General features: G+C 65.9%; 19 protein-coding genes. 13 read left to right on the forward strand and 6 right to left on the reverse strand.

Annotated features, from left to right (window positions below; all coding sequences use genetic code 11):
• Positions 1-229: 229 nt before the first annotated feature.
• The 3 genes from ASD22_RS04745 (at position 230) to ASD22_RS04755 (ending at position 6,800) form a co-directional block, all read left to right on the forward strand.
• Positions 230-1,660, forward strand: coding sequence for an aldehyde dehydrogenase family protein (locus ASD22_RS04745; RefSeq protein WP_056079571.1), 1,431 nt, complete (start codon positions 230-232; stop codon positions 1,658-1,660).
• Between the two features lie 178 nt (positions 1,661-1,838).
• Positions 1,839-3,272, forward strand: a complete 1,434-nt coding sequence (locus ASD22_RS04750; RefSeq protein ID WP_056079574.1) for a hypothetical protein — start codon at positions 1,839-1,841, stop codon at positions 3,270-3,272.
• 105 nt (positions 3,273-3,377) lie between these two features.
• On the forward strand, positions 3,378-6,800 hold the full coding sequence (locus tag ASD22_RS04755; RefSeq protein ID WP_056079577.1) for a glycosyltransferase: 3,423 nt from the start codon (positions 3,378-3,380) through the stop codon (positions 6,798-6,800).
• Positions 6,801-6,881: 81 nt separating this feature from the next.
• Here the strand turns inward: ASD22_RS04755 and ASD22_RS04760 are convergent, their stop codons facing one another.
• Positions 6,882-7,349: a DUF1456 family protein gene (locus tag ASD22_RS04760; protein ID WP_056079580.1), complete on the reverse strand. Its 468-nt coding sequence runs from the start codon at positions 7,347-7,349 to the stop codon at positions 6,882-6,884.
• Positions 7,350-7,539: 190 nt separating this feature from the next.
• On the opposite strand from ASD22_RS04760, the gene ASD22_RS04765 reads away from it, so the two are divergent.
• Positions 7,540-8,394 carry a fumarylacetoacetate hydrolase family protein gene (locus tag ASD22_RS04765; RefSeq protein ID WP_056079583.1) on the forward strand — a complete coding sequence of 285 codons (855 nt, stop codon included), beginning with the start codon at positions 7,540-7,542 and terminating at the stop codon, positions 8,392-8,394.
• Positions 8,395-8,439: 45 nt separating this feature from the next.
• On the opposite strand, the gene ASD22_RS04770 is transcribed toward ASD22_RS04765, so the two are convergent.
• Positions 8,440-9,231 carry a YdcF family protein gene (locus ASD22_RS04770; protein WP_056080975.1) on the reverse strand — a complete coding sequence of 264 codons (792 nt, stop codon included), beginning with the start codon at positions 9,229-9,231 and terminating at the stop codon, positions 8,440-8,442.
• 113 nt (positions 9,232-9,344) lie between these two features.
• Between ASD22_RS04770 and ASD22_RS04775 the strand changes: the two genes are divergently transcribed.
• Both ASD22_RS04775 and ASD22_RS04780 read left to right on the forward strand, forming a co-directional pair.
• Positions 9,345-9,941, forward strand: coding sequence for a YigZ family protein (locus ASD22_RS04775; RefSeq protein WP_056079586.1), 597 nt, complete (start codon positions 9,345-9,347; stop codon positions 9,939-9,941).
• 129 nt (positions 9,942-10,070) lie between these two features.
• Positions 10,071-11,840 (forward strand): ABC transporter transmembrane domain-containing protein, encoded by a 1,770-nt coding sequence (locus tag ASD22_RS04780; protein ID WP_056079589.1) that lies wholly within the window; start codon positions 10,071-10,073, stop codon positions 11,838-11,840.
• 76 nt (positions 11,841-11,916) lie between these two features.
• Here ASD22_RS04780 and ASD22_RS04785 read toward each other — a convergent pair whose 3' ends face one another.
• The gene (locus ASD22_RS04785; protein WP_056079592.1) at positions 11,917-12,318 is read right to left on the reverse strand and encodes a VOC family protein; all 402 of its coding nucleotides are present in this window, start codon (positions 12,316-12,318) and stop codon (positions 11,917-11,919) included.
• Positions 12,319-12,481: 163 nt separating this feature from the next.
• On the opposite strand from ASD22_RS04785, the gene ASD22_RS04790 reads away from it, so the two are divergent.
• Both ASD22_RS04790 and ASD22_RS16635 read left to right on the forward strand, forming a co-directional pair.
• The gene (locus ASD22_RS04790; protein ID WP_056079595.1) at positions 12,482-13,039 is read left to right on the forward strand and encodes a DUF3228 family protein; all 558 of its coding nucleotides are present in this window, start codon (positions 12,482-12,484) and stop codon (positions 13,037-13,039) included.
• 373 nt (positions 13,040-13,412) lie between these two features.
• Complete coding sequence (locus tag ASD22_RS16635; RefSeq protein WP_156458337.1) at positions 13,413-13,862, forward strand: hypothetical protein; 450 nt, start codon at positions 13,413-13,415, stop codon at positions 13,860-13,862.
• A gap of 121 nt (positions 13,863-13,983) precedes the next feature.
• Here the strand turns inward: ASD22_RS16635 and ASD22_RS04795 are convergent, their stop codons facing one another.
• Positions 13,984-15,180 carry a serine hydrolase gene (locus ASD22_RS04795; protein WP_056079598.1) on the reverse strand — a complete coding sequence of 399 codons (1,197 nt, stop codon included), beginning with the start codon at positions 15,178-15,180 and terminating at the stop codon, positions 13,984-13,986.
• Between the two features lie 300 nt (positions 15,181-15,480).
• Here ASD22_RS04795 and ASD22_RS04800 point away from each other — a divergent pair, with 300 nt between their 5' ends.
• Positions 15,481-15,984, forward strand: coding sequence for a PepSY domain-containing protein (locus tag ASD22_RS04800; protein WP_056079601.1), 504 nt, complete (start codon positions 15,481-15,483; stop codon positions 15,982-15,984).
• A gap of 103 nt (positions 15,985-16,087) precedes the next feature.
• Here ASD22_RS04800 and ASD22_RS04805 read toward each other — a convergent pair whose 3' ends face one another.
• Positions 16,088-17,653, reverse strand: coding sequence for an alpha-L-arabinofuranosidase C-terminal domain-containing protein (locus ASD22_RS04805; protein ID WP_056079604.1), 1,566 nt, complete (start codon positions 17,651-17,653; stop codon positions 16,088-16,090).
• 223 nt (positions 17,654-17,876) lie between these two features.
• Entirely contained in the window at positions 17,877-19,718 is a 1,842-nt protein-coding gene (gene ilvD, locus ASD22_RS04810) for a dihydroxy-acid dehydratase (protein ID WP_056080978.1), read from the reverse strand.
• A 106-nt stretch (positions 19,719-19,824) separates the two neighbouring features.
• On the opposite strand from ilvD, the gene ASD22_RS04815 reads away from it, so the two are divergent.
• From ASD22_RS04815 to ASD22_RS04830, 4 genes are all read left to right on the forward strand, one after another.
• Entirely contained in the window at positions 19,825-20,733 is a 909-nt protein-coding gene (locus ASD22_RS04815; RefSeq protein WP_056079607.1) for a LysR family transcriptional regulator, read from the forward strand.
• Between the two features lie 126 nt (positions 20,734-20,859).
• The gene (locus tag ASD22_RS04820; RefSeq protein WP_056079610.1) at positions 20,860-23,331 is read left to right on the forward strand and encodes a hybrid sensor histidine kinase/response regulator; all 2,472 of its coding nucleotides are present in this window, start codon (positions 20,860-20,862) and stop codon (positions 23,329-23,331) included.
• Between the two features lie 123 nt (positions 23,332-23,454).
• Positions 23,455-24,294 (forward strand): hypothetical protein, encoded by an 840-nt coding sequence (locus tag ASD22_RS04825; protein WP_056079613.1) that lies wholly within the window; start codon positions 23,455-23,457, stop codon positions 24,292-24,294.
• A 112-nt stretch (positions 24,295-24,406) separates the two neighbouring features.
• Entirely contained in the window at positions 24,407-25,633 is a 1,227-nt protein-coding gene (locus ASD22_RS04830; protein ID WP_056079616.1) for an MFS transporter, read from the forward strand.
• Position 25,634: the final 1 nt, after the last annotated feature.

The raw sequence follows: 25,634 nt of genomic DNA on the forward strand, positions 1-25,634 counted from the left end.
CAATGGACATCCACGTGCCCACGTTCGACGAACCATGCGCCCCACGCGCCCCGCGAATCCCGAGACCAGTGATCATCGAACGGGACCGTCCACGGTGCGGGAGCATAGCATCCGGCAACGAGCACGGTAGTGCCGACGCCATAGCACGATGCGCCCAGGCAAACCGCCTCACAGGCTCTGAACATCGCCACGTCCTATGCTTGCCCGATCGCAACCGCGGGCAGGCGCCATGTTGAACAAGAGCTACCCCTACTACCTCGCCAACCAGCCACAGCAACCGAACACCGACCTCGTCGTGCGCGACAAATACAGCGGCAGGATCGCCACCCGCGTGGCGGTGCCGGACGCGAAGACGGTCGAGAAGGCCATCGCCGCCGCGGTGAAAGCCACCACGCCGATGCGCAACTTCAAGCCCTGGGCGCGGCAGGCGGTACTGCGCCATTGCGTGCAGCGCTTCAGCGAGCGCCGCGATGAGCTGGCCGAGGCCTTGTGCATCGAGGCCGGCAAGCCGATTCGCGATTCCGCCGGCGAGGTGACGCGGCTGATCGAGACCTTCCAGATCGCCGCCGAGGAATCCGTGCGCATCAACGGCGAGACGCTGAACCTGGAACTGGCCAGCCGTCTGGATGGCTATCACGGCTACACGAAGCGCGTGCCGCTGGGACCGGTGTCGTTCATCACGCCATTCAATTTCCCGCTGAACCTGGTGGCGCACAAGGTCGCCCCCGCCATCGCCGCAGGCTGCCCGTTCGTGCTGAAACCGGCGGAGAAAACCCCGATCGGGGCGCTGATCATCGGCGAGATCCTGGCCGAGACGGATCTGCCCAGGGGCGCGTTCTCGATCCTCCCCATCGATGGCGAGCACGCCTCGCCACTGGTCGAGGACGAGCGCTTCAAACTCCTCTCGTTCACCGGCAGCCAGATCGGCTGGGACCTGAAGGCGCGTGCCGGCCGCAAGAAAGTGGTGCTGGAACTGGGCGGCAACGCCGCCTGCATCGTCGATGCGGACCAGGGCCCGCACCTGAAGCACGTGGTCGAGCGGCTGATCTTCGGCGCGTTCTACCAGTCCGGCCAGAGCTGCATCGGTGTGCAGCGCATCCATGCGCACGACGACATCTACGACGCCCTGAAGAAACGGCTGGTGGCGGCCACGAAAAAGCTGAAAAGCGGCGACCCGAAAAAGGACGACACCTTCCTCGGCCCGATGATCGACGAAGCGGCCGCCAAACGCCTGCACGGCTGGATCGAGGAAGCGCGCGAAGCCGGCGGCAAGCTGCTGTGCGGCGGCAAGCGCGAGGGCAACATGCTGCAGGCCACGCTGATGGAAAACGTGCCGGCCGACGCCAAGGCCAACCGCATGGAAGCGTTCGGCCCGTTCGCCCTGCTGCAGCGCTACAGCACGTTCGACGAGGCCATCGCGATGGTCAACGATTCGGACTACGGCCTGCAGGCGGGCATCTTCACCGACAGCCTGGACCACGCCATGCGCGCCTGGAACGAGCTGGACCAGGGCGGCGTGATCGTCAACGACATCCCCAGCTTCCGCGTGGACAGCATGCCCTACGGCGGCGGCAAGCTGTCCGGCTTCGGCCGCGAAGGTATCCGCTACGCGATCGAGGACATGACCGAGATCCGGCTGATGGTGATGCGCGAGTCCTGACCCACTCTGTGGGAGCGACTTCAGTCGCGATGCTTCTGCTCTGGAATCCGCGGCAAAGAGCATCGCGACTGAAGTCGCTCCCACAGCCGCCCCACAAGCCATTCCTACAGCATCTGGCCGGTACCGCCGCGCCACGCATTGCGCCATCATCCCCAGCATCTCCTCGCGGAGCGGTGCCATGACCACGCTTGTGTTCGTCCACGGCTGGAGCGTCACCAACACCTCGACCTACGGGCAACTGCCGCGGCAGTTGCAGCAGCAGGCTGTCGCGGCCGGGATGCCATTGACGCTGGCGGACATCTGGCTCTCGGAATACGTGAGTTTCGACGACGCGGTGACCATGGCCGACCTGGTGCGCGCGTTCGACCACGCGCTGCGCGACCTGCACCTGCTGGACGCAAGCATTGCCTGCATCACCCATTCCACCGGCGGTCCGGTGGTGCGCGAATGGCTGCGTGCGCAGCGCGACAAACCCGGCAGCCACAGCACCATCAAGCTGAGCCACCTGGTGATGCTGGCGCCCGCCAACTACGGCTCTGCCCTGGCGCAGCTTGGAAAGGGCACGCTGGGCAAGTTGAAGTCGTGGTGGAACGGGGTGGAGCCGGGCCAGCGCATCCTGGACTGGCTGGCACTGGGCAGTGATGCGTCGCTGTCGCTGAATCTGGATTACATCCATGGCGCCGATCCCACCAGCGTGGGCCAGTACCTGTTCGTGCTGACCGGCGACCGTCCCGACCGCGCGTTCTACGATCACCTCAACAGCTACACCGGCGAGGACGGCTCCGACGGCGTGGTGCGCATCGCCGCCGCCAACCTCAACGCGCGCCACGCGGTGCTGGCGTCCGACGGCAAGGCCGCCACGGTGGACACCCTGGCGCTGAACCTGCAGCGCGGTCCCCGCTGCGCGTTCAAGCTGATCGCCGGTGCGTCGCACTCCGGCGATGCGCACGGGATCATGGCCAGTGCCGCGCCCGCCACCGTGGACGCGATCCTGCGCTGCCTGCAGGTGCGCGGCGCCGCGGCGTACGCCGCGCTGTGCACTGCATTCGAGCAGGAGAACGACGCACGCGATGCGGACAAGGTGGAGCTGGAACCGGCCGGTCCGTTTGCCCCGCGCGTGCACATCCACGACCCGCGCAGCCTGCTGATCGTGCGCCTGTCCGACGAGGCAGGCGAGCCGCTGCCGGAGGCCGGCTTCCTGCTCACCGCAGGCGCGCAGGCCAGTCCCGACCTGATGCCCGACGGCTTCCTGGTCGACCGCCAGGCCAATGCAAAAACCCGCGCGACATCGCTATATCTCAACTACAGCCTGCTGGCTGGGGATGCTCGCGTGGCCGACCCGCGCAACAGCCGCAAGACCTTGCGCGCGGCGGTGGCCAGTCATCGCCCGTACGGGGCAAGAGTGCAGCCGGCCGATCTCGCCGGGCTGGTGCACCATGCGCTGGCACAAAGCGCGGCGGCCGACGACCTGTTCAACATGCTGGGCGCGCACCAGACCACGGTGCTGGACGTGGTGTTGCCGAGGCACGTGCATGAGGGCGTGTTCCGCCTGACCCGCGACCTCGCACCACACGACTTCCACAACCCTGTACCCGGTCCGCTCATCAGCTGAGGAGCCTCAGCTGCCGTTGTGGTTTTTGGCCTATGATCGCGCTCGCTCCGCCCGGTCGAGACGTGCCCCGCACGCTGTCCACGGGTGGCCACATCGAAAGCGCACATGCAAAAGAAACCCGTCTTCTTCGATCCTACCGGCCGCCGCGCCGGTCGGGTTTCGCTGCTGGTCCTGCTGGCTGGCGTCATCAGTACCTTGTTCGTGGTGGCCTGCGCCGTCAGCCTGTTCGTGGGGCCGACCATGGGCGGCCTGCATATCGGTGAGCATGCCCGCACGCGCCACGCGCTGGCCAACGTCAAGGCCGCCGCGCCGGAACTGCTGAAGCCCGCCGCGAAACTGGCCGCCGAAGTCCGCGCCCGCCAGAAACAGCTGCACGCGCCGCACACCCACGCCAGCAAGGCGCCCGCCACCCACGTGCCGCCGCTGTCGCTGGACAAGCCCACCGACCGGCCGCTGGCAATTGGCTTCTACGTCAACTGGGACGACAACAGCTATGCCTCGCTGAAGCGCAGTCTGCCGCAACTGGATTGGGTGATCCCGTCGTGGATGAGCCTCAGCGGCAAGGACATGGCGCTGCACACCAGCATCGACGCCAAGGCGATCGACCTGATTCGCCAGCAGAAGCCTTCCACCCCGATCCTGCCGCTGCTGCAGAACGCGGTGGACGCCAACTGGGATGGCCCAGGGCTGGCGCGCATGCTGGCCGACCCGGCGTTGCGGCAGGCGCGCATCGCGCAGATCGTGGCGTTCGTCGCGGCCAATCATTTCCAGGGCGTGACGGTCGACTTCGAGGAAGTGCCCGATACCGCGCAAGGCGACCTGAAAGCCTTCCTCGGCGAACTCAACGACGCGTTCGATCCGCATGGCTGGGGCATCGTGCTGTCGGTGCCGTTCGACGACGCCAACTGGGATTACGCCGGCTACGCCGACATCGTCGACTTCGTGGTGCTGATGGCCTACGACGAACATTGGGCCGGCAAGACCCCGGGCAGCATCGCCGGCCAGCAATGGTTCGAGGACACGCTCGAAAAACGCATGAAGGACCTGGACCCCGACCAGACCATCGTGGCGATCGGCGGTTACGGCTACGACTGGTCGCACGGCAACAATGCCGAGGCGCTGACCTTCCAGGACGCGATGGACCGGGCGTCGGATGCGCAGGCCGACATCAGTTTCGATCCGGACACGCAGAACCCGCACTTCTCTTACGACGAAGACGACGGCACCACCCACCAGGTCTGGTTTCTCGACGGCGTCACCGCGTACAACCAGATCCACGCCGCCGACGAGTACAAGCCCTATGGCTATGCCCTGTGGCGTCTCGGCTCGGAAGACCCGTCGGTGTGGTCGGTGCTTGACCGCCGCTATGGCGCACGGGCGCCCGATCAATTGCGCTCGATCGGCGCGGGCGAGGACATCGACATCGAAGGCCAGGGCGAAGTGCTGGAGATCGCCTCGCAGCCATCGCCCGGCGCGCGCAAGATCGAGGTCGACAAGGACGACGGCAGCATCGACGACGAAAGCTACGCCAGCCTGCCCAGCTCGTACGTGATCCAGCGCGCCGGCACGCTGCCGCACAAGATCGCGCTGACCTTCGACGATGGCCCGGACCCGGAGTGGACACCGCAGATCCTCGATATCCTCAAGGCCAAACACGTGCCGGCCACGTTCTTCATCATCGGCGAGAACGCCGAGATGTCGCCAAAGCTGGTGCAGCGCGAAGTCGCCGAAGGCCACGATGTCGGCAACCACACCTTCACCCACCCCAACCTCGGCGAAAGCCCCGCCCGCATCGTGTCGCTGGAGCTCAACGCCACCCAGCGGCTGTTCGAGGCGCTCACCGGGCACTCGATGCGCCTGTTCCGCGCGCCCTACTTCGGCGACGCCGAACCGACCACCGCCGACGAACTGGTGCCGATCCAGATCGCGCAGAAAATGGGCTACCTCTCGGTGGGCCTGCATGTGGATGCCGAAGACTGGCAGCGCCCCGGCGTCGATGCGATCGTGAAGAACGTGGTCGCCGGCATCGAAACCACCAACGTCGACCGCAAGGGCCAGGTCGTGCTGCTGCACGATGGCGGCGGCGAGCGCTCGCAAACCGTGGCCGCGCTGCCGCGCATCATCGACGGCCTGCGCGCGCAGGGTTATGAGTTCGTCACCGTCTCCGCACTGGCAGGGCTGACCCAGGCGCAGACCATGCCCGCCATCCAGCCCGGTTCGGTGTCGCAGTGGGCCGACCGCATGGTGTTCCTGGGGCTGGGGTTTTTCGGCCACTTCATCCGCTGGCTGCTGACCACGGCGATCACGCTCGGTGTGGCGCGGCTGTTGATATTGGGCGGCCTGGCGCTGCTCAACCGCCGCCGCGAAAAGCGGCGCATCGTGCCGGTGCTCGGCGCCGAGCCGCCGTTGGTGTCAGTGCTGATTCCGGCCTACAACGAGGAAAAGGTGATCGCCAGCTCGATCCGGCAGATCCTCCGCAGCCACTACACCAACCTCGAAGTGATCGTGGTCGACGACGGCTCGATCGACGCCACCTCCACCGTGGTACGCCAGCACTACGCCGACGAGCCGCGCGTGCGCCTGATCACCATCCCCAACGGCGGCAAGGCGCACGCCGTCAACACCGCATTGCGCGAATCCCGCGGCACCGTGGTGGTGGCGCTGGACGCGGACACCCAGTTCGAGCCGGACACCATCCCGCACCTGGTGCGCTGGTTCGCCGACCCGAAGGTCGGGGCCGTGGCCGGCAACGCCAAAGTCGGCAACCGGATCAACCTGATCACCTTGTGGCAGGCGCTGGAGTACATCACCGCGCAGAACCTGGAACGCCGCGCGCTGGCCGCGCTGGGCGCGATCACCGTGGTGCCCGGCGCCGTCGGCGCATGGCGTCGCGAAGCACTGGAACAACTCGGTGGCTTCCCCGCCGACACCCTGGCCGAGGATCAGGACCTGACCATCGCGGTGCAGAAAGCCGGCTACACCACCTTGTTCGATGCCGACGCCATCGCCTGGACCGAAGCGCCCGACACCGCACGCGGCCTCGCGCGCCAGCGCTTCCGCTGGTCGTACGGCACGCTGCAATGCCTGTGGAAACACCGCGACGCCACCTTCAACCCGCGCCACGGATCACTGGGCACGGTGGCACTGCCGCAGGTGTGGCTGTTCCAGATCCTGTTCTCGGTGGTCTCGCCACTGGTCGACCTGGTGCTGGTCTGGCAGATCGTGGCCACCACACTGGATTACCTGCAGCACCGCGGCCAGTTCGACGACACCAACCTGATCCGCATGCTGGTGTTCTACGCCGCCTTCATGGCCGTCGACCTCGCCGCCTCGGCCCTCGCCTTCGCGATGGAGAAGAAGGAAAAATGGAGCCTGCTGTGGTGGCTGGTACTGCAACGTTTCGGCTACCGCCAGCTGATGTATTACGTGGTGGTGCGCTCCGTCTGGACGGCCATCAAGGGCCCGTCGGTGGGCTGGGGCAAGCAGGAGCGCAAGGCCACGGTGAATGCCGGAGCACAAAGCCCGTAGGAGCGCACCCTGTGCGCGATAGCCTTGCGCGAGTGCCGGGTATTGCAGAAACAAAAGCCAACACACCACGGCCCTGCAGGCTCAACCGCGCACCCGCATCGTCAGCCCCTTCAGGAAATTGCGCAGCAACTGGTCGCCGCACAGCTTGAAGTTCTTGTGGTCGCTCTGGCGGAACAGTGCGCTCAGCTCGGGCTTGGACACCGGCATGCCGGCGCTCTCCAGAATCTGGTGCATGTCCACGTCCTTCAGCTCGAAGGCGACGCGCAGTTTTTTCAGCACCACGTTGTTGGTGACGCGCTTCTCCGGCGGCCGCGGCGGCTGGCTTTCGTCGCGGCCGCGGCGTTGCACGACCAGACCGTCCAGGAACAGCACGAGTACCTGGTTGCTGCATTCCTCGTAGCCGGGCTCGCCTTCCTTCTTCAGGTACGCCTGCACCTGCTCCCGCTCCAGTTCCACCGTCGGGTCGGCCAGGTTCACGAGTTGCGCCACTTTCGCGTCGCTGAGATCGAGCATGTAGCGGATGGCGCGCAGTACATCGTTGTTGATCATGGGATCGCCGGGGTTTGCGGGGACGCCATGCTACCGCGACCGGGCTCGGCATGGGCCTGCCGCCGACCATTCGGCCGCCCAAAAGGATCACCGATGCACCTCATTCCATGCACACACGAAGCGGCGAATGCACGATGATCGGTGGAATGCCGGCGGCGGTTTGCCCGGCCCCACCCCTGGAATACTCCTGATGAAACTCGTGCGTTATGGCAACCCCGGTCACGAAAAGCCCGGCATGCTGGATACCGAAGGCCGCCTGCGCGACCTTTCCGCCGCCGTGACGGATATCGATGCCGCCGTATTGAGCCGCCACGGCCTGCGCCAGCTGGGCGCGCTGGATCCCGAGCGATTGCCGCTGGTCGAGGGTTCACCCCGCTACGGCACGCCGGTGGCGCAAGTGGGCAAGATGATCTGCGTGGGCCTGAACTACGCCGACCATGCGGCCGAAAGCGGTGCCAAGGTGCCCGAGCAGCCGGTGCTTTTCATGAAGGCCACCAGTGCCATCATCGGCCCCAACGACGATGTGATCCTTCCGCGCGGCTCGGTAAAGGCCGACTGGGAAGTGGAGCTGGGCATCGTGATCGGCGACGTGGCCCGCGACGTATCCGTCGACGATGCGCTGAACCACGTGGCTGGCTACACGGTGGTCAACGACCTCTCCGAACGCGAGTTCCAGCTGGAGCATGGCGGCCAGTGGGTGAAGGGCAAGAGCTGCGACACCTTCGGCCCGATCGGCCCCTGGCTGGTCACCGCCGACGAAGTGGCGGACCCGCAGAACCTGGCGCTGTGGCTGGAGGTCAACGGCCACCGCTACCAGGACGCCAGCACGCGCACGATGGTGTTCGGCGTGGCGCATCTGGTGAGCTACATCAGCCGCTACATGACGCTGCTGCCCGGCGACGTGATCAGCTCGGGCACCCCGGCCGGCGTGGGTCTTGGCCTGAAGCCGCCCACCTACCTGCGCGCCGGCGACGTGATCGAGCTGGGCGTGGAAGGCCTGGGGCAACAACGCCAGCAGGTGCTGGCTCATCCCGCCGACCGTTGAAACACACCTCCCCGCTTTCCGTGGCGACGGACACCGGGTTGACGATCACTTCGGCGCCGACGCGTCGTCCACCACGGGTGCGACGTCCAGCGCCATGCTTTGCGGCGCATTCCAGCCCAACGCGTTGTAGACGTAATAGCGCGCGATACCCGCGTACTCGTGCAGCGCCAGGTTCGTCAGCACCAGGTTGCTGGCGCTGGGCCACAGGCTGAAGGTGGCGGCGAGGTAATCGGCGCGGACCGGGGTTGGATGGATGCCGAAATGCGCGAAGTACAGCAAACCGCGCTGCAGGTGGAAGCCCGACGTCACCAGCCAGATGCGTTGCGCACCGATCGCCTGCAACAACGGTCGGCTGAATTGCGCGTTCTGCCAGGTGTTGCGGCTGCGCGATTCTAGCTTCAGATCCGCCACCGGCACGCCGAGTCGTTGCAGCACCGCGCCGTAGGTCACCGCCAGCGGCGTACCCAGCAGCGAAGGGTCGCCGCCGGTCACCAGCACGGTGCAGCGCCGCGCCGCGCTGGTGCAATCGCGATACATCGTGGCGGCCTGCACGATGCGGCCATAAGCGGCGAAACCGGGCTCCACCGGTTCGTCCGGAACCGGCACCGCGCCCGAGGTCAACAGCACGATCGCATTGTCGGACGCCCATGCCGGTGCCGGTCGCACCACGTACGGCGCCTGCAATCGCTGCAGCAGGAGCATCGGCAACAAACCGCTTCCGGCCAGCAGAAACAGGATTAGCGCCAGCGCGAATACCACGCGGCTGCAGCCACGCCAGCGGACCCAACGCAAGACGCAGGCAAGCACCAGCGCAACGGCAAGAGCAGTGAAGATCATGGCGACCAGCAGCAATCCATCAGCGTCCGATTGTAGGGAAGCCGCGCGCGCACGGCGATCCATCGCCCGCCGCTACGACCCATGACGCGAAATGCATCCGCGACAATAGACAGATGAGCGAAGCCCTTCACGCCCTCACCGAGCGCTGCCGCCACAGCGAGGAGATCAGGAAAAGCCGCTTCCTGGCCCAGGCCGCGCCCGTGGCCACGGCGGTGCAGGCACTGGATTTCCTGCGCGAGGCGAGCGATCCGGTCGCCACGCACAACTGCTGGGCCTACCGGATCGGGCAGGAATACCGCTTCAACGATGACGGCGAACCCGGCGGCACCGCTGGCCGGCCGATCCTGCAAGCCATCGAGGGCCAGGGCATCGACAACGTGGTGGTCGTGGTCACCCGCTGGTTCGGCGGCACCAAGCTGGGCGCGGGTGGCCTGGTGCGCGCCTACGGTGGCACGGCCGCCGAATGCCTGCGGCTGGCACCACGCCAACCCATCGTGGCGATGGCGCGGCTCGGGCTGCATTGCGACTTCGCCGAGCTGGCCCTGCTGAAGGCGCGCCTGAAGGAACTGCAGGCCGAAGTCGAACAGGAAACCTTCGGCGCGGACGGCGTGACCCTGCAACTGCGCCTACCGGACAGCCACGTCGCCGAAGCGCAGGCCCGCATCAACGACATCACTCGCGGCCGCAGCACGGCGAAGCGCCTTGATTAAGACGGGCACTCCTGCTTTTACGAATTCCCAATCCCCAATCCCGCCTCAACCAATTGAATCAACGCCCACACGCCCCACTTCAATGACGGCGTGCCCGGCACGCATCGCCTCCAGCCACTGCGAGATTCCATGAGCGACGCCGCCGAAACGCCGAAACCCTCCCGCCGCATCGGCGCGCTGCGCGAGCTGTGGCCCTTCATCAAACCGCACAGGGCATTGGCGTTCGGCTGGCTGTTGTTCCTGGCGCTGTCGTCGGGCGCGTCGCTGGTATTGCCGATGGCGTTCCGCCACATCATCGACCAGGGTTTCGGCAACTCCAGCCTGGCGGTGATCAACGAAACCTTCCTGGCCATGTTCGGCGTGGCACTGGTGCTGGCCTTCGCCACCGCCGCGCGCTATTTCTGCATCACCCTGCTCAGCGAGCGCGCACTGGCTTCGCTGCGCGATGCGCTGTACGCCCATGTGATCCGCCTGGACGTGAGCTTCTTCGAGAAAGCCCGCGTGGGCGAACTCACCTCGCGCCTCAGCGCCGACACAGAGGTAGTGCAGGCGCTGGTCGGCTCGGGCGTGTCGGTGGCGCTGCGCAGCGCGGTGATGCTGGTGGGCGCCGCGGTGGCGATGGTGTGGACCGCGCCGTCGCTGGCCGGACTGACCGCGCTGGTGATTCCCGCGGTGATGCTGCCGATCCTGGTATTCGGTCGCCGCGTGCAGAAGCTGTCGCGCGCCAGCCAGGATCGCCTGGCCGACGCCGCCGCCATCGCCAACGAAACGCTGAATGCCTCCACGGCGGTGAAGGCGTACGCGCGCGAGACGATCGAAAGTCACCGCTACTCCAGCGCCATCTTCCGCGCACTGGCCACCGCGCGCCGACGCATCGGCATGCGTGCGCTGCTGACGTTGTCGGTGATCGTGCTGGTATTCGGTGCCATCACCCTGGTGCTGTGGGCCGGTGCCCGCCACGTGCTGGCCGGCACGCTGGATGCCGGTGTGCTGGGCCAGTTCGTGCTGTACGCGATCTTCGCGGCCGGCTCGGTGGCCGGCTTGTCGGAAGTGTGGGGCGACGTGCTGCGTGCCGCCGGCGCGATGGAACGCATCGGCGAGCTGCTGGCCGAGCGCCCCGGCGTCACCGCGCCCGAGCAGCCGCTGGCCCTGCCCAGCCCCATGCGCGGCACGCTGCAGTTCGACGACGTCACCTTCCACTACCCCACCCGGCCCAACGCCGCGGCGCTGGAAAATTTCACGCTGGACGTGCAGCCCGGCGAAACCGTGGCCCTGGTCGGTCCCTCGGGCGCCGGCAAGAGCACCGTGTTCGCCATGCTGCTGCGCTTCTACGATCCGCAATCGGGCACGGTGAAGATCGACGGCATCGACCTGCGCGCGCTGGCCCTGCCCGACCTGCGCGGCGCCATTGCGCTGGTGCCGCAGGAAACCGTGATCTTCAGCGGCAGCGCCGCCGACAACATCCGTTTCGGTCGCCAGGATGCCGGCGATACGGAAGTCGTCGAAGCCGCCAGGGCGGCCGAAGCGCATGAGTTCATCAGCGCGCTGGACAATGGCTACGACGCCGAGATGGGCGAGCGCGGCGTACGCCTCTCCGGCGGCCAGCGCCAGCGCGTGGCCATCGCCCGCGCGATCCTGCGCGACGCGCCGCTGCTGTTGCTGGACGAAGCCACCTCGGCGCTGGATGCGCAATCCGAAGCGGCGATCCAGCAGGCACTGGAGCGACTGGAAAAAGGCCGCACCACCCTTGTCATCGCCCATCGCCTGGCCACCGTGCAACGCGCCGATCGCATCGTGGTGATGGACGGCGGCCGCATCGTGGCGCAAGGCACGCACGAAAGCCTGCTGGCCGAAGGCGGTTTGTATGCGGAGCTGGCGCGGCTGCAATTTGTGGCATGAGCCCGCGCAACCTGCCGACCGAAGCGTCACGCGGCGCGGCTGACGCCAGCCATTGATGTTGTCGCCGGGCCCGCCGTCACCGATCTTCCGCACGGTGGCAAACCGCCTCGACCTTGTTGCCTTCGGGATCCAGCAGGAACGCGCCGAAGTATGTCTCGTGGTAATGCGCACGGAGGCCCGGAGCGCCGCCGTCGTCTCCGCCGTGACGAAGGCCGGCCTCATGGAAGGCGCGCACCTGCGCGCGGCTGGCCGCCTTGAAACACCAGTGACGGCGAGGGTCGGCCGCAGCGTTTTCCGAGGCGTAGACCGCCAGACAGGTGTGCGAGTCTTCGGCGGCACTGCAGCGGACACCGTACCCCAGCGCATCCTCGCGATCGTAGACCTTGGCGGCGTCCAGGGCGCCCATGATGGCGTCGTAGAACGGGCGACAACGCGCCAAATCCCTGACCGTGATGGAGACGTGGTCGAGCAAAAACATGGTTGCCCCCGCTTGCGCTGAAGCGGTGCAGTGTGCCACTCCCGCTCCACGCATCGCCAGTCGGCCTTCAGCCCGCCGCAGCCCTGCGGCCGGGAACGCGCAACGCGTTGGTGGAAGCAGCGTCGCGATATCCTCGTGCGCTGACCCATCACCCGCGACCGCCATGTCCATCGTCCTCACCCCGTTCGCCCGCACCCGCCTGTTTCCGCGCGACCGCCGCCCCAGCGCCATCCAGGATTGCAGCGCCGAGGCGTTCGAACGACACCTCACCAGCGAACCGCCACTGAAGGTGCTGGATGGCTACGCGCCGTTCTGCAAGCTGCACGTGCACCGCAACTGGACCAGCACGCGCTGCACCGCCACGCCCATCACCGATGCGAACCGCCATCAGCTCCACTCGGCCTACGAGGCACGCAGCCGCGATGAATTGCCGGTTCTGGTGCGCTGGTTCGAAGGCATCGATCCACCCGTCGCCAACTACCTGCTGCCGATCCTTTACAGCCGCGAACAGCTGGCGAAGGAAGGCGCGCCCATCGACGCCGACTGGGGCGTGGTCGGCTGCCTCTACACCGCCGAGCCGGAAGAGATTCCGATGGTGCCGATCACCATGCTGCGCAATGCGCTCGGCGTGGCCGAGGGCGGTTCCGGCGTACCGCTCGATCGCGAGGCGTATCGACGTGCGGTGGCGTTCTGGGATGCACACGCGAACTGGCGTGGGTGAACGCCCGGACGTGGCGACGGTTTTGGACGTATTTACTGCCCAAACCGTTCGCGTCGGGTATCCAATCGTGGGATACACCACGATTTCGCCATTGAGCTCATGCGTTGAACTATCTGTTCCCGATAACGTCGTAACGCGAAGTATCGATATTGTTTATGATGCGGGAGAGGGGAATTCCATTACAGTCGAAATCGGTGCAACGACCCATGAAGACTTGCACGGCCGCGTGCCGCACGTGTAACGCCAATTCACCCCCTCATCGCGGCTTGACCCCGGCTTTCATCCGCTGATGCATTAGAAAATTGAACTCAGGGTGTTTCAATTTGCATTCGCTAGATGCAGTTCCATGTCCATAGGAATCGGAGGATATACAGTGCTCAAGACCAAAATCGTTCTAGTACTCGCAGCAGTTTCCGTGACAGTTGGATGTTCGCCCAAATATCAGGTCAAGCTTGATTCGAAACCGCAAAGCGCCAGGGTCGTCTGCAATGGGGCCGATCAGGGCTATGCGCCAGTAACGTTGCCTTACAACACCGTCCCACACGAGACCTATGTCGATGCGAGCAACTGCAACGCCGTCTGGTCCAGCGGAGTCAAGGCAACCTACCCTGCAAAGGTGGAGGTCTCCTCCGGAGGCCAGGCCGAGTTCACGCTGGTGAGGCCGGAGGGTCCAGGTTCCGAGAAGGATGAGAAGTTCAATCGGAAAATCCAGGCGATAAAAAGGGAAACCAAACGAACCCCGGGCATGGATCCGAAGCCCATGAAGGAACATCCACGCCCAATGATGTGTTCTTCGGTAGGCGGCCAGGAAACCTGTTTGTAATCCGCCGCAGGTTGAATTTCGGCGGTGGACATATCGTTCACGCGGGGACTGGCTATTCGTTCAGAACGGACGACCAGTCCCCGTTGACGCCAGACTCCCTCCCGAGTCACGTCGTCAGGTTTCAGTGCGCCACCCGCTTTCCCTCCGCATCCACCGATTCCTTGACGGCCGCCACGAAGGCACGCCGCGCCGCGACCAGCGCATCCGATGTCGCGTGCGGCCAGGCACCCACCTGGGCGATCACCAGCTGGCGCGCGGGATCGACGTAGATCATCTGGCCGAAGATGCCGATGGCGGCATAGCTGCCGTCGGTATCCGTCCACCACAGATAACCGTAGCCACGGTCCGGCGCGTCGACGCTGGCCTGGCGTTGCAATGCGCCCTTGAGCCAGGCCAACGCCACCACCGGCTTGCCGTCGACGCGACCGCCGTCGAGCATGAATTGGCCCAGCCGCGCGTAATCGCCCAACGTGGCCGACAGGCCGCTGCCGCCGGTATCGCTGCCATCGCATTCGTCCTTGATCCAGGTGGCGTCCGACGCCATGCCGTACGGCTTCCAGATCGTCTGCGACAGGTAGGCCGCCAGCGAACGGTGCGTGGCCCGCTGCACCAGGATGCCGAGCAGGTCGGTTTCAGCGGTGTTGTAGTTCCAGTGCGTGCCGGCGGGCCATTGCCGTGGCTGCTTGCGCAGGTACGACAGCACATGCGCCTGGCCGTCGATGCAGGCGCCGAGGTACATCTGCGCCACATCCGATTTGGGGTCCGCGTAATCCTCGTCCCACTGCACGCCGGAGGTCATCGTCAGCAACTGCTGCACCGTGACGTCGGCGTAGGCGCTGTCGCGCAGCTCCGGAATATAGGTGCCCAGCGTGTCGTGCAGGCTGTGGATTTCGCCGCGCTGGAGCGCGATGCCCAGCAAGGCGGAGGTGACCGACTTGGCCACCGAGAACGACTCCCACCGCTGCTGCGGCCCGAAGCCCAACGCGTAACGCTCGAGGCGAACGCGTCCGTGCTGCAGCACCATCACGCCGGCAAGATGGTGCTGCTCCATGTAACTCGCCAGCGACGTAGATCCACCGAGCGGCAAAGGCTTGCCTGGTGGCAGTTCGTGGACATGCGTGCCGTGCGGCGCAAGGTCGCTGGGAAACAGCGTGGCCATCTGGCGGAATTGCGCCTCGCGCTGCGCCTGCGGCCAGAACAGCACCTGCTCGCGTTGCTGGCCGATGGTGGGGGTCGCCTGCCCGGCCGCTGCCGATGGCAACGCGACAATCAGGCCAAGGGCGGCGACGAGCAGACGGACACGGATGACACGGTACATGGCGATACGGCCGGAGCGATGGCGGGACCATCATTTTACCGGCCAGCACCACATGGATATGTCCAACATGTTTTGCGCCTATCTTGAAGCGCTGAACAGGGACATCAGGCGGTTGCAGGTTCGCGGGAAGGTTCCGGCTTCACCTCCAGACGACGTTGGCGCCGCGGCCTTCACGCTGCATTGCGCACAAGATGGTTCGATCAAGTCATTGCGGAGCAGCTTTCCAGCACTCCCATGACTTGGGCGACGCCGGCCAGCCGGCACGCCATCTGTAGTGCCAACCCGAGAAAGGAGTTATCGATGATCAAGCGCACGCTTCCCCTACTGATTGGACTGTCGGTTTGCAGTGTGGCCCTGGCGCAGGATCCACCTGTCACTACCCAGTCGCAGACAACCACCACCCAGACCACTACCAGTGCATCCACCTGGAGCACTGAGCCGCCCGCCGGCGCGTTGAGCGAGGAGGCCATCAAGACGGCGGTCGCCAATGCGGGCTACAAGGAGGTCAAGGACCTGGAATTCAAGGATGGCGTGTGGCGCAGCGAAGCACGCGGCGGCAACAAGCAATGGGTGGAGATCGCGGTGGGTCCGGAGACCGGCAGGGTCTACGTCAGCGACGCGCCTTCCAAACTCAACGAGGACGAGGTGAAAGCCAAGCTGGCCGCCGCGGGCTATGAAAAAGTCCACGACGTGGAATACGAACACGGCCTGTGGAGCGCTGACGCCTCCACCCACCACGGCACCGCCGTCGATCTGCTGGTCGATCCGGGTGATGGCAGCATCGTGGCCAAATCGCGCGACTGACATCGCGTCACCCGCAAAAAAGAAAGCCCGGCGCAGCATGGCCGGGCTTTCCTGCATCAGGTCGACGGCTACGGTGATTCCGTCGCCGTCACGGTTGTACGCCTCAGCGCAATTGCAGCATCACGATCGACTTGGCCGGCAGCGCGACCTTCAATTGGTCACCCTGCACGCGCGCGCCGTTGAAGGCCGCCGGCTTCACCGCGTTGGGCTGGTCGAAGGTGTTGCGCGAGGTGATCTTCGGCGCGGTGAGGATCTGCCCGCTGACACCCTTCGCCTGCAGGCCTTGCACCTTCACCTGAACCTGCGCGGCGCGAGCCGGGTCGAGGTTGGTCAGCGCCACGTAGACATGGCCGTCCTTCGCCCGCACCGCGGAGCCGTGCACCTCGGGTACCGAAATACCGTCGAGCGTGTACTTCGGCGTGTCGAGCTGCAACGGCAGTTCGGTGGCGTCCTGGTACGGCAGATACATGGCGAACACGTGGTAGGTGGGCGTCAGCAGCATGCGCGGGCCGTCGGTGAGGATCATCGCCTGCAGCACGTTGATCATCTGCGCGATGTTGGCCATCCGCACGCGATCGGCGTGGTGGGTGAAGATGTCCAGCGTCAACGAGGCAACCAGCGCATCACGCAGCGTGTTCTGCTGCTGCAGGAAGCCGGGGTTGGTGCCCGGGAGCGGCGCATACCAGGTGCCCCACTCGTCCACCACCAGGGCCACTTTCTTTTCCGGATCGTACTTGTCCATCACCGCGCTGTGGCGGGTGATCAGGTCATCCATCCGCAGTGCTTCGGACAAGGTCTGGATCCAGCCCTTGTTGTCGAAATCGGTGGACGACTGGCTCGGCGGCCAGCCACCGGCCACGGTGTAGAAATGCATGCTGAGGCCGTCCATCAGCTTGCCGGCCTCGCGCATCATCACCTCGGTCCAGTGATAGTCGTCACCGTTGGCGCCGGGCGCGATCTTCAACATGGTCTCGCCGGCGGGCACTTTCACGAAGGTCTGGTAGCGCCGGTACAGATCCGCCGCGTACTCCGCGCGCATGTTGCCGCCGCAACCCCACAACTCATTGCCGATACCGAACAGCGGCACTTTCCAGGGCTTTTCGCGGCCGTTGGCGACGCGCTCCTGGGCCAGTGTCGATTTGCCGGTGGCGGTCATGTACTCGGCCCACTGCGCCATTTCCTCAGGCGGCGCGTTGCCCACGTTGCCGGCCACGTAAGCCTCGCTGCCGATAAGCTCCACGAAGTTCATGAACTCGTGCGTGCCGAACGCATTCGACTCGGTCACGCCACCCCAGTTGGTGTTGACGCTGGTCGGGCGCTTGCTCTTGGGGCCCACGCCGTCGCGCCAGTGGTATTCATCCGCGAAACAACCGCCGGGCCAGCGCACGTTGGGTACATGCAGGGCCTTCAGCGCCTTGATCACATCGTTGCGATAGCCGTCCGTATTCGGGATGGACGAATCCGGCCCGACCCACAGGCCGCCATAGATGCCCGTGCCCAGGTGTTCCGCGAACTGACCGAACAGATGGCGCGAGACCACGGCGCCGGGCTTGCCGGCCTCGAGGCTGCCGCTCACGGATACGTCGGCGGCCAGTGCCTGGCCCATCCCCAGTGTCATCAGGACGGACAGCGAAAAAAGGTGCCAGCGTCGTGCAGGTTTTTGTGGCATTGCAGATATCCCCGTTGAGTCGATGCGACGGCGGCACCGGCCAAAAAAAACCGACGATGGAAGGCGTCGCTCCGCCTGTCCATGCCGACCGTTCCCACTGAGCGTAACCCGCGACGCGGGCAAAGTCGAAGCACCGCGGGAGCACGCACAGATCCGTTGCATCACGCCCGCGGCGGCCCTTCGGGGCCGGTCACCGCCGTCGCGCGCGGGCGTGGGCCGTCGCTCAATCCTGCAGCAGATCCAGATCGCGCACGGCACCCTTGTCGGCGCTGGTCACCAGCTTGGCGTACGCCTTCAGCGCGGCGCTGACCTTGCGCTTGCGCGGCAATGCCGGTCGCCAGCCCTTCGCCGCCTGGGCCGCACGCCGGCGTTCCAGTTCCTCGTCGCTGACCTCGAAACGCACGATGCGGTTGGGGATGTCGATCACGATGGTGTCGCCAGTCTGCACCAGGCCGATGTTGCCGCCCTCGGCCGCTTCGGGCGACACATGGCCAATCGACAACCCGGCGGTGCCGCCGGAGAAACGGCCGTCGGTGATCAGGGCGCAAGCCTTGCCCAGTCCCTTGGATTTCAGGTAGCTGGTCGGGTACAGCATCTCCTGCATGCCCGGTCCGCCGCGCGGGCCTTCGTAGCGGATGACGACGACGTCGCCGGCTTTCACAAAACCGCTGAGGATGGCCGCCACCGCCGCATCCTGGCTTTCGAGCACCACCGCAGGGCCGCTGAAGGCGAGGATGCTCTTGTCGACGCCGGCGGTTTTCACGATGCAGCCGCGCTCGGCGAGGTTGCCGTAGAGCACCGCCAGGCCGCCATCCTGGCTGTAGGCGAATTCACGCGAACGGATGCAGCCGGACTCGCGGTCGGTATCCAGCGCGTCGTAGCGGCAGCTCTGCGAAAACGCGGTCTGGGTGCGGATGCCCGCCGGGCCGGCACGAAAAAACTCCTGCACCGCGGCATCGTTCGTGCGCGCCACATCCCACGTTTCCAGCGCCTCGGCCAGCGACGGGCTGTGCACCGTGGGGACGGATGTATCGATCAGACCCGCGCGATCCATCTCGCCCAGGATCGCCATCACGCCACCGGCGCGATGCACGTCCTCCAGGTGGTAACTGCTCGACGGTGCCACCTTGCACAGGTTGGGTACCTTGCGCGAGAGCCGGTCGATATCGCTCATGGTGAAGTCGACGCCGCCCTCCTGCGCCGCCGCCAGTAGGTGCAGCACGGTGTTGGTCGAGCCGCCCATCGCGATATCCAGCGACATCGCATTCACGAACGCGGCCTTGCTGGCGATATTGCGCGGCAACGCGCGTTCGTCATCCGTTTCGTAATAGCGGCGGGCCAGCTCCACAATCGTGCGACCGGCCTTGCGGAACAGCTGTTCGCGATCGGCATGCGTGGCCACCAGCGAACCGTTGCCCGGCAACGACAGGCCCAGTGCCTCGGTGAGGCAGTTCATCGAGTTGGCGGTGAACATGCCCGAGCAGGAACCGCAGGTGGGACAGGCGGAACTCTCGATGGCCAGCACGTCGGCGTCGGACACGCTGTCGTCGGCGGCGGCCACCATCGCGTCGATCAGGTCCAGCGCGACCTCCTTGCCGGCCAGCCTGGTCTTGCCCGCTTCCATCGGACCACCGGAAACGAACACCACCGGGATGTTCAGCCGCAGCGCCGCCATCAGCATGCCGGGGGTGATCTTGTCGCAATTGGAAATGCACACCAGCGCGTCGGCGGTATGGCCGTTGCACATGTACTCCACGCTGTCGGCGATGATGTCGCGCGATGGCAGGCTGTAGAGCATGCCATCGTGGCCCATCGCGATGCCGTCATCGACGGCGATGGTGTTGAACTCCTTGCCGACGCCGCCGGCCCGCTCGATCTCCTCGATCACCAGCTGGCCCATGTCCTTCAGGTGCACATGGCCGGGCACGAACTGGGTGAACGAGTTGGCCACCGCGATGATCGGCTTCTGGAAGTCGCCATCCTTCATGCCGGTGGCGCGCCAGAGCGCGCGGGCGCCGGCCATGTTGCGGCCGGCGGTGCTGGTACGGGAACGATAAGCGGGCATGGATTTCCCCTGATGGCGGTGGCTGCTGGGCGAACGCCCATTCTGCTTGGCGACCTCCATACCGTCCAATACAATACGTGGAGTCCAGCCATACGACATACGAATAGTGGAACTGCGCCAGCTTCGCTACTTTGCCGCCATCGTCGAGGAAGGCGGCTTCTCCCGCGCCGCCGAACGGCTGCATGTATCGCAACCACCTCTGTCGACCCAGATCCGGAATCTGGAGAACGAGCTGGGCGTGCAGCTGCTGGAACGCAGCAATCGCGGCGTGGTGCTGACCACGGCCGGCGCGGTGTTCTACGACGAAGTGCAGGCAGTGCTGGCGCGGCTGGAACATGCCCGGGTGAAGACGGTGCAGACCGAGCGCGGCGACATCGGCATGCTCTCGATCGGCTTCGTGTCGATCGCCGATTACGGCATCCTGCCGCCGGCGCTGAAAAGCTTCCGCACCCGCTTTCCGATGGTGGAAGTGCAGTTGCACGAGTTGACGACGGATGCACAGATCCGCGAATTGCGCGCGGCGCGGCTCGACCTGGGCATCGCCCTGGCGCCCGTCAACGAGCCGGACCTGGCGTTCAAGGGCGTGATGCGCGAGGAGCTGGTGCTCGCCGCACCCGCCGACGCCCCCGCAGCGAAAGGCGACGGGCCGATCAGCCTGCGCAGCCTGTCGAAGGCCAGCTTCATCGTACCGCCACGCGAGGTCGCCTCCGGCCTGTACGACCTCACCATCAGTCATTGCCACGCGTCCGGCTTCGCCCCGCAGATCACCCAGCACGCGCGGCAGATGCAGACGGTGATCGGGTTGGTCTCCAGCGGCATGGGCTTCGCGCTGGTACCTTCGTCGGTGCGCAACCTGCAACGTCCCGGCGTGCGTTACCGGCCGCTGCGCGGCAAACCGGCCTTCATCGAGCTGGGCATCCTGCGTCTGCGCAACGTGGTCAACCCGCTGGCCGAAAACTTCATTGCGGCGCTGCGCTCAGCAGCCGCGGAGCGCGGAGCCCGCAAGCCGACGTAGCGGTTTTGCCGTGCGTGTCCCGTATCAAACGCGCGCTACCAGGCAAGTCCATCCACGCGTCATTGCCAGCCTGCGCAGAAGACGGCACGATCCGTGGTTATTGGTCGACGCAGCACTGGGGGGTTCATGGCGGAAGTCTCCTTCTTGTCGGGTGGCGGCGAGATGGGTGCGTTGATGCGTGCCCATGACTGGTCGCACCATCCGCTGGGCCGGCCGGAGGGCTGGCCGCAGTCGCTGCGTACCAGCCTTCGCTCGATGCTCAATTCGCGCCACCAGATGTGCGTGTTCTGGGGCGGCGAGGCGTTCTGGTTCTACAACGACGCTTATCGGGAGACGCTCACGACCGAGCGCCATCCTTCGTCGCTGGGCAAACCGGGGCGGCAGGTGTGGCCCGAGATCTGGGACGACATCGGTGCGCAGATCGCCCAGGTCATGCGCGGCGGCAGCGCCACCTGGCACGAAAACCAGCGCCTGGTGATGCAACGCGATGGCCGCGACGAGGACACCTACTGGACCTACAGCTACAGCCCGATCGATGATGAAAACGCCGACAGCGACGTCGGCGGCGTGCTGGTGGTGTGCACGGAAACCACCGAGCAGGTGCTGGTGTCCCGGCGTGCCCTGGAGGAGCGCCAGCGGCTGGCCGAGTTGTTCGAACAGACCCCCTCGTTCATCACCATGCTGCGCGGGCCCAACCATGTCGTCGAATTGGCCAACCCCGGCTACATGCGGCTGATCGGCGGCCGTCCGCTGCTGGGCCGCACGGTGGCCGAAGCCCTGCCCGACGCGGCCAGCCAGGGCTTCGTCGACCTGCTGGACATCGTCTACGTCAGCGGCCAGTCGTACGTGGCCACGGCCACGCCCTTCGCCATGCAACCGGCACCGGGCGCGCCGATCAGCCAGCGCTATCTCGACTTCGTGTATCAGCCGATCAGGGACGATGCCGGCAGGGTCACCGGCATCTTCGTCGAAGGCACCGATGTCACCGAGCGGGCATTGGCGGAAAAGGCACTGCGCGCCAGCGAAATCAGGTTGCGCGCGATCAACAGTGACCTGGAACAACAAGTGGCGCAGCGCATGCATGGCCGTGCGCGCACCTGGCAATTGACCACCGACATCATGGGCGTGCTCAATGCCGAGGGCATTTTCGAGCTTTCCAATCCCGCCTGGCAGCGCGTGCTGGGTTGGCCCGAGGAAACCATCGCCTCCACCCCGTTTTTCGACTTCCTGCATCCGGACGACCTGGAGCGCAACCGGCGCGCGTTCAGCCGCGCCCTGGAACTGGGCGAGCCGGCGCTCAGCTTCGAAAACCGCTATCGCCACGCCGATGGCGGCTACCGCTGGCTGTCGTGGGTAGCCATTCCCGAAGACGACAAGATCTACTGCAGCGCGCGCGACGTCACCGCCGAAAAACAGGCCGCCGAATCACTGGCGCGCACCGAGGCGGCGTTGCGCCAGGCACAGAAAATGGAAGCCGTGGGCCAGCTCACGGGCGGCATTGCCCACGACTTCAACAATCTGCTGGGCGGCATCATGGGCGCGCTGGAAGTCGCCCGGATGAAACTGGAGCAAGGCAAGATCGAGGATCTGCCACGCCTGCTTGAAATCGGCGACACCGCGGTGCGCCGCGCCGCCTCGCTCACCCAGCGCCTGCTGGCCTTTTCCCGCCAGCAAACGCTGGACCCGCGCCCCACCGACATCAACCGGCTGGTAGCCGGCATGGAAGAGCTGATACGCCGCACCATCGGCCCGCCGGTGCAGCTGGAAGTGGTCGAAGCCGACACCTTGTGGCTGTGCAGGGTGGACCCCCCGCAGTTGGAGAATGCGCTGCTCAACCTGTGCATCAACGCCCGCGACGCGATGCCCGACGGCGGCCACCTCACGATTGAAACCGCCAACCGCACGCTCGATGATCCCGCCGCGGCGGCGGCCTTCGACCTCCAGCCCGGGGAATACGTGTCGTTGCGCGTCACCGACACCGGCAGCGGCATGACGCCCGAAGTGATCGCGCGCGTCTTCGACCCCTTCTTCACCACCAAGCCGATCGGCCAGGGCACCGGGCTGGGCCTGTCGATGATCTACGGCTTCGCCCGCCAATCCGGCGGCCAGGTGAGGATTCACTCCAAACCCGGCAAAGGTTCGGCGTTCACCATCTACCTGCCACGCCACCTCGAAGCGCCGCACGAGGCCGAGCCCAGCCAGCCCGGACGCCTGCCGGCAGCCACCCCGCGCCGCGAGACAGTCCTGGTGGTCGAGGACGAACCCTCGATCCGCGAACTGGTCTGCGAACTGCTGACGGAGTCGGGCTTCCGCACGCTGCACGCCGCGGACGGCAGCGCCGGCCTGCGCATCCTCCAGTCGGCGGCCACCATCGACCTGCTGATCACCGACGTCGGCCTTCCCGGCACGCTGAATGGTCGGCAGATGACCGACGCCGCCCGCACCGTCCGCCCCGGGTTGAAAGTCCTGTTCATGACCGGCTATGCCGAACACTCCGTCGTGGGCAATGGCCACCTGGAGCCTGGGATGCATATCCTCACCAAACCGTTCTCGCTGGATGTGCTGCGGCGAAAGATCCACGACATCCTGTCGGCCTGATTCATTGAGCCTGATTCATTGAGTGTGACCCATCGGGCGAGGTTCCCCTGCGGCCGTGGCAAGGATGCCGATGTTTCCGGGGTCTTATAGGATGAAAGGTTCTACCCGGACTGGAGAACGCCGATGACAACCCGCTGGATGCCGACCCTGCTCACCCTCGCCCTGCTGCTCATCGGCGGCGGGTATGGGCAAACCGCACAGGCAGCGCCGTTGGTGTCATCGTCCGCCACCCAGCACCTGTTGCTGTCGGATGACCTGCTCGACCGCATGATCGCCTTCGCCAGGGAACGCGGGGCCTTCGAGAAAGCCCACCCCGGCAACGACGAAGACGACAGCGACGATGACGACGACACCGGTGTGCCCACGCTCGCATCGATGGCGAGCCGGATGGACGCCGATCCCGACACCCGCGCGATGCTCGCGCGGCATGGCTTCACGGGAAAGAGCTACCTGCTTGCCATGACCACCCTGGCCCATGCCGGCGCGCAGGTACGGATGGCCGGAACCAAGTGGGCCTCGACCATGCCTGGCGCGGCATCCGTCGACCCGCGCAACATCAATTTCTACAAACAGCACGCCGCGAAAATTTCGGCATTGAACGCGCTGAACAATCCCGATTATTCCCCCGAGGAAGACGAGCGCATGGCGCACGACCTGCGCAGCATCGACCCCGAGGATTTCGACGACTGCGTGCTGCTGATTCCGGCCACGCTGCCGCTTACACCCCTGGCGGAACCCGGCAGCATCGCCACCACCCCGGCATCGCGCATCGAACTGGCCCGTGCCACCGGCAAGGTGGCCGAGCACTTTCATTCCGAGCGCCTGAAAAAGGATTTCACCATCATCGCGGATGAAGTACGCCGCCATGCCCATGAGCCCAGGATCGAATCGGCGAGCCTCGCAGCCGCGCTCGAAGACAGCAAGACCTGGGCGGCGGGTCGGTGCAAGGGGAGTGGCTCATAGCGCGTTGCAGCTTCAACCCGCGGTGGGTGACGGTCCGTATGGAACGGCGCGTTCCGCGCATCCTCGTCCGACCCGTCGATAACGCCTTCCTCCCAACCTGCCCCGTGGACTCATGCGCACCCTGATCGCCGACAACGTGCGCTTCGCGACCAGCAACATCCGCTGGATCGGTGGCTGCTTTCTGCTGACCCTGTTTTCCTCGTTCGGCCAGACATTTTTCGTGGGGCTGTCCGGCAACGACCTGCGCGAGCAGTTCGATCTTTCCGGTGGCGAGTTCGGCGGCCTGTACATGGCCGCGACCTTGATGAGCGCGATCACCCTGCCCTGGCTCGGCCGCACCCTTGACCTGATGCCGGGATGGAAGGTCGCGCGTTTCACCATCCCGTGTCTGGCGGGCGCCTGCGTGTTGCTGGCACTGGCTCCGCATCTCGCCGTGGTGGCGCTTGCGCTTTATCTGCTGCGCCTGTTCGGCCAGGGCATGATGACCGAGATCGCCTACACCGAAACCGGCCGCTGGTTCGTGGCCAACCGGGGCCGCGCGATGGCGCTGGTGGTGCTCGGCGTGCAGGTGGGCTCGGCGTTGCTGCCGGTGGCGGTGGTGCTGTTGCGGGACGTGGGTGGCTGGCGGTTGCCATGGATCGCTTCGGCCATCGTGTTGATGCTGGTCGGCTATCCATCGGTGCTCCGGCTGCTAGCCACCGAGCGCGTACCGCATTCGACCGAATACCAGGCGGACGGCGCGCGAATGACACGCCACTGGACGCGCGCCGAAGTGATCCGTGACCCCATCTTCTACCTGTTGCTGAGCGGTGTGCTGGCACCGCCCTTCATCGGCACCACGATCTTCTTTCATCAGGGCTACCTGATTGCACTGCGTGGTTACGACGCGCTGGTTTTCGCGGCCGCCTTCCCGGTGATGGCGGTGACAACCGTGGTGTTCGGCCTGATATGCGGTCAACTCGTCGACCGGCTCGGCGCGCTGCGGTTGCTGCCGTTCTTCCTGATCCCGCTGGCCGTCGCCTCGGCAGCGGTTGGCCTGCTGACGCCGGTCTGGGGCATCTACCTTTTCATGTTTCTGCTCGGCATCAGCAGCGGCTTCACCCAGACGCTGCTGGGGGCGCTGTGGCCGGAGGTCTACGGCGCCGCCAACCTCGGCGGCATCCGCGCGATCATCGTGTCGGCCATGGTGCTGTCCACGGCACTGGGGCCTGGCATCAGCGGCGCCTTCATCGATCTTGGCGTGGCGCTGCCGACGCAGATGCTGTGGATGGCCGGCTGGTGCGTGGTCGCCTCGTTCGGCCTTGCGGCGGCGTCCCGCGCCGTTGTGGCGCGGCAATGAG

It is taken from the genome of Rhodanobacter sp. Root480 (assembly GCF_001426645.1).
GTDB lineage: Bacteria > Pseudomonadota > Gammaproteobacteria > Xanthomonadales > Rhodanobacteraceae > Rhodanobacter > Rhodanobacter ginsenosidimutans.

Coding starts and splice junctions, on each gene's coding strand:
- ASD22_RS04755 (WP_056079577.1), top strand. CDS start 3,378: ATGCAAAAGAAACCCGTCTTCTTCGATCCTACCGGCCGCCGCGCCGGT.
- ilvD (WP_056080978.1), bottom strand. CDS start 19,718: ATGCCCGCTTATCGTTCCCGTACCAGCACCGCCGGCCGCAACATGGCC.
- ASD22_RS04795 (WP_056079598.1), bottom strand. CDS start 15,180: ATGTACCGTGTCATCCGTGTCCGTCTGCTCGTCGCCGCCCTTGGCCTG.
- ASD22_RS04800 (WP_056079601.1), top strand. CDS start 15,481: ATGATCAAGCGCACGCTTCCCCTACTGATTGGACTGTCGGTTTGCAGT.
- ASD22_RS04775 (WP_056079586.1), top strand. CDS start 9,345: ATGAGCGAAGCCCTTCACGCCCTCACCGAGCGCTGCCGCCACAGCGAG.
- ASD22_RS04785 (WP_056079592.1), bottom strand. CDS start 12,318: ATGTTTTTGCTCGACCACGTCTCCATCACGGTCAGGGATTTGGCGCGT.
- ASD22_RS04805 (WP_056079604.1), bottom strand. CDS start 17,653: ATGCCACAAAAACCTGCACGACGCTGGCACCTTTTTTCGCTGTCCGTC.
- ASD22_RS04780 (WP_056079589.1), top strand. CDS start 10,071: ATGAGCGACGCCGCCGAAACGCCGAAACCCTCCCGCCGCATCGGCGCG.
- ASD22_RS04770 (WP_056080975.1), bottom strand. CDS start 9,231: ATGATCTTCACTGCTCTTGCCGTTGCGCTGGTGCTTGCCTGCGTCTTG.
- ASD22_RS04750 (WP_056079574.1), top strand. CDS start 1,839: ATGACCACGCTTGTGTTCGTCCACGGCTGGAGCGTCACCAACACCTCG.
- ASD22_RS04790 (WP_056079595.1), top strand. CDS start 12,482: ATGTCCATCGTCCTCACCCCGTTCGCCCGCACCCGCCTGTTTCCGCGC.
- ASD22_RS04820 (WP_056079610.1), top strand. CDS start 20,860: ATGGCGGAAGTCTCCTTCTTGTCGGGTGGCGGCGAGATGGGTGCGTTG.
- ASD22_RS04765 (WP_056079583.1), top strand. CDS start 7,540: ATGAAACTCGTGCGTTATGGCAACCCCGGTCACGAAAAGCCCGGCATG.
- ASD22_RS04830 (WP_056079616.1), top strand. CDS start 24,407: ATGCGCACCCTGATCGCCGACAACGTGCGCTTCGCGACCAGCAACATC.
- ASD22_RS04825 (WP_056079613.1), top strand. CDS start 23,455: ATGACAACCCGCTGGATGCCGACCCTGCTCACCCTCGCCCTGCTGCTC.
- ASD22_RS04760 (WP_056079580.1), bottom strand. CDS start 7,349: ATGATCAACAACGATGTACTGCGCGCCATCCGCTACATGCTCGATCTC.
- ASD22_RS04745 (WP_056079571.1), top strand. CDS start 230: ATGTTGAACAAGAGCTACCCCTACTACCTCGCCAACCAGCCACAGCAA.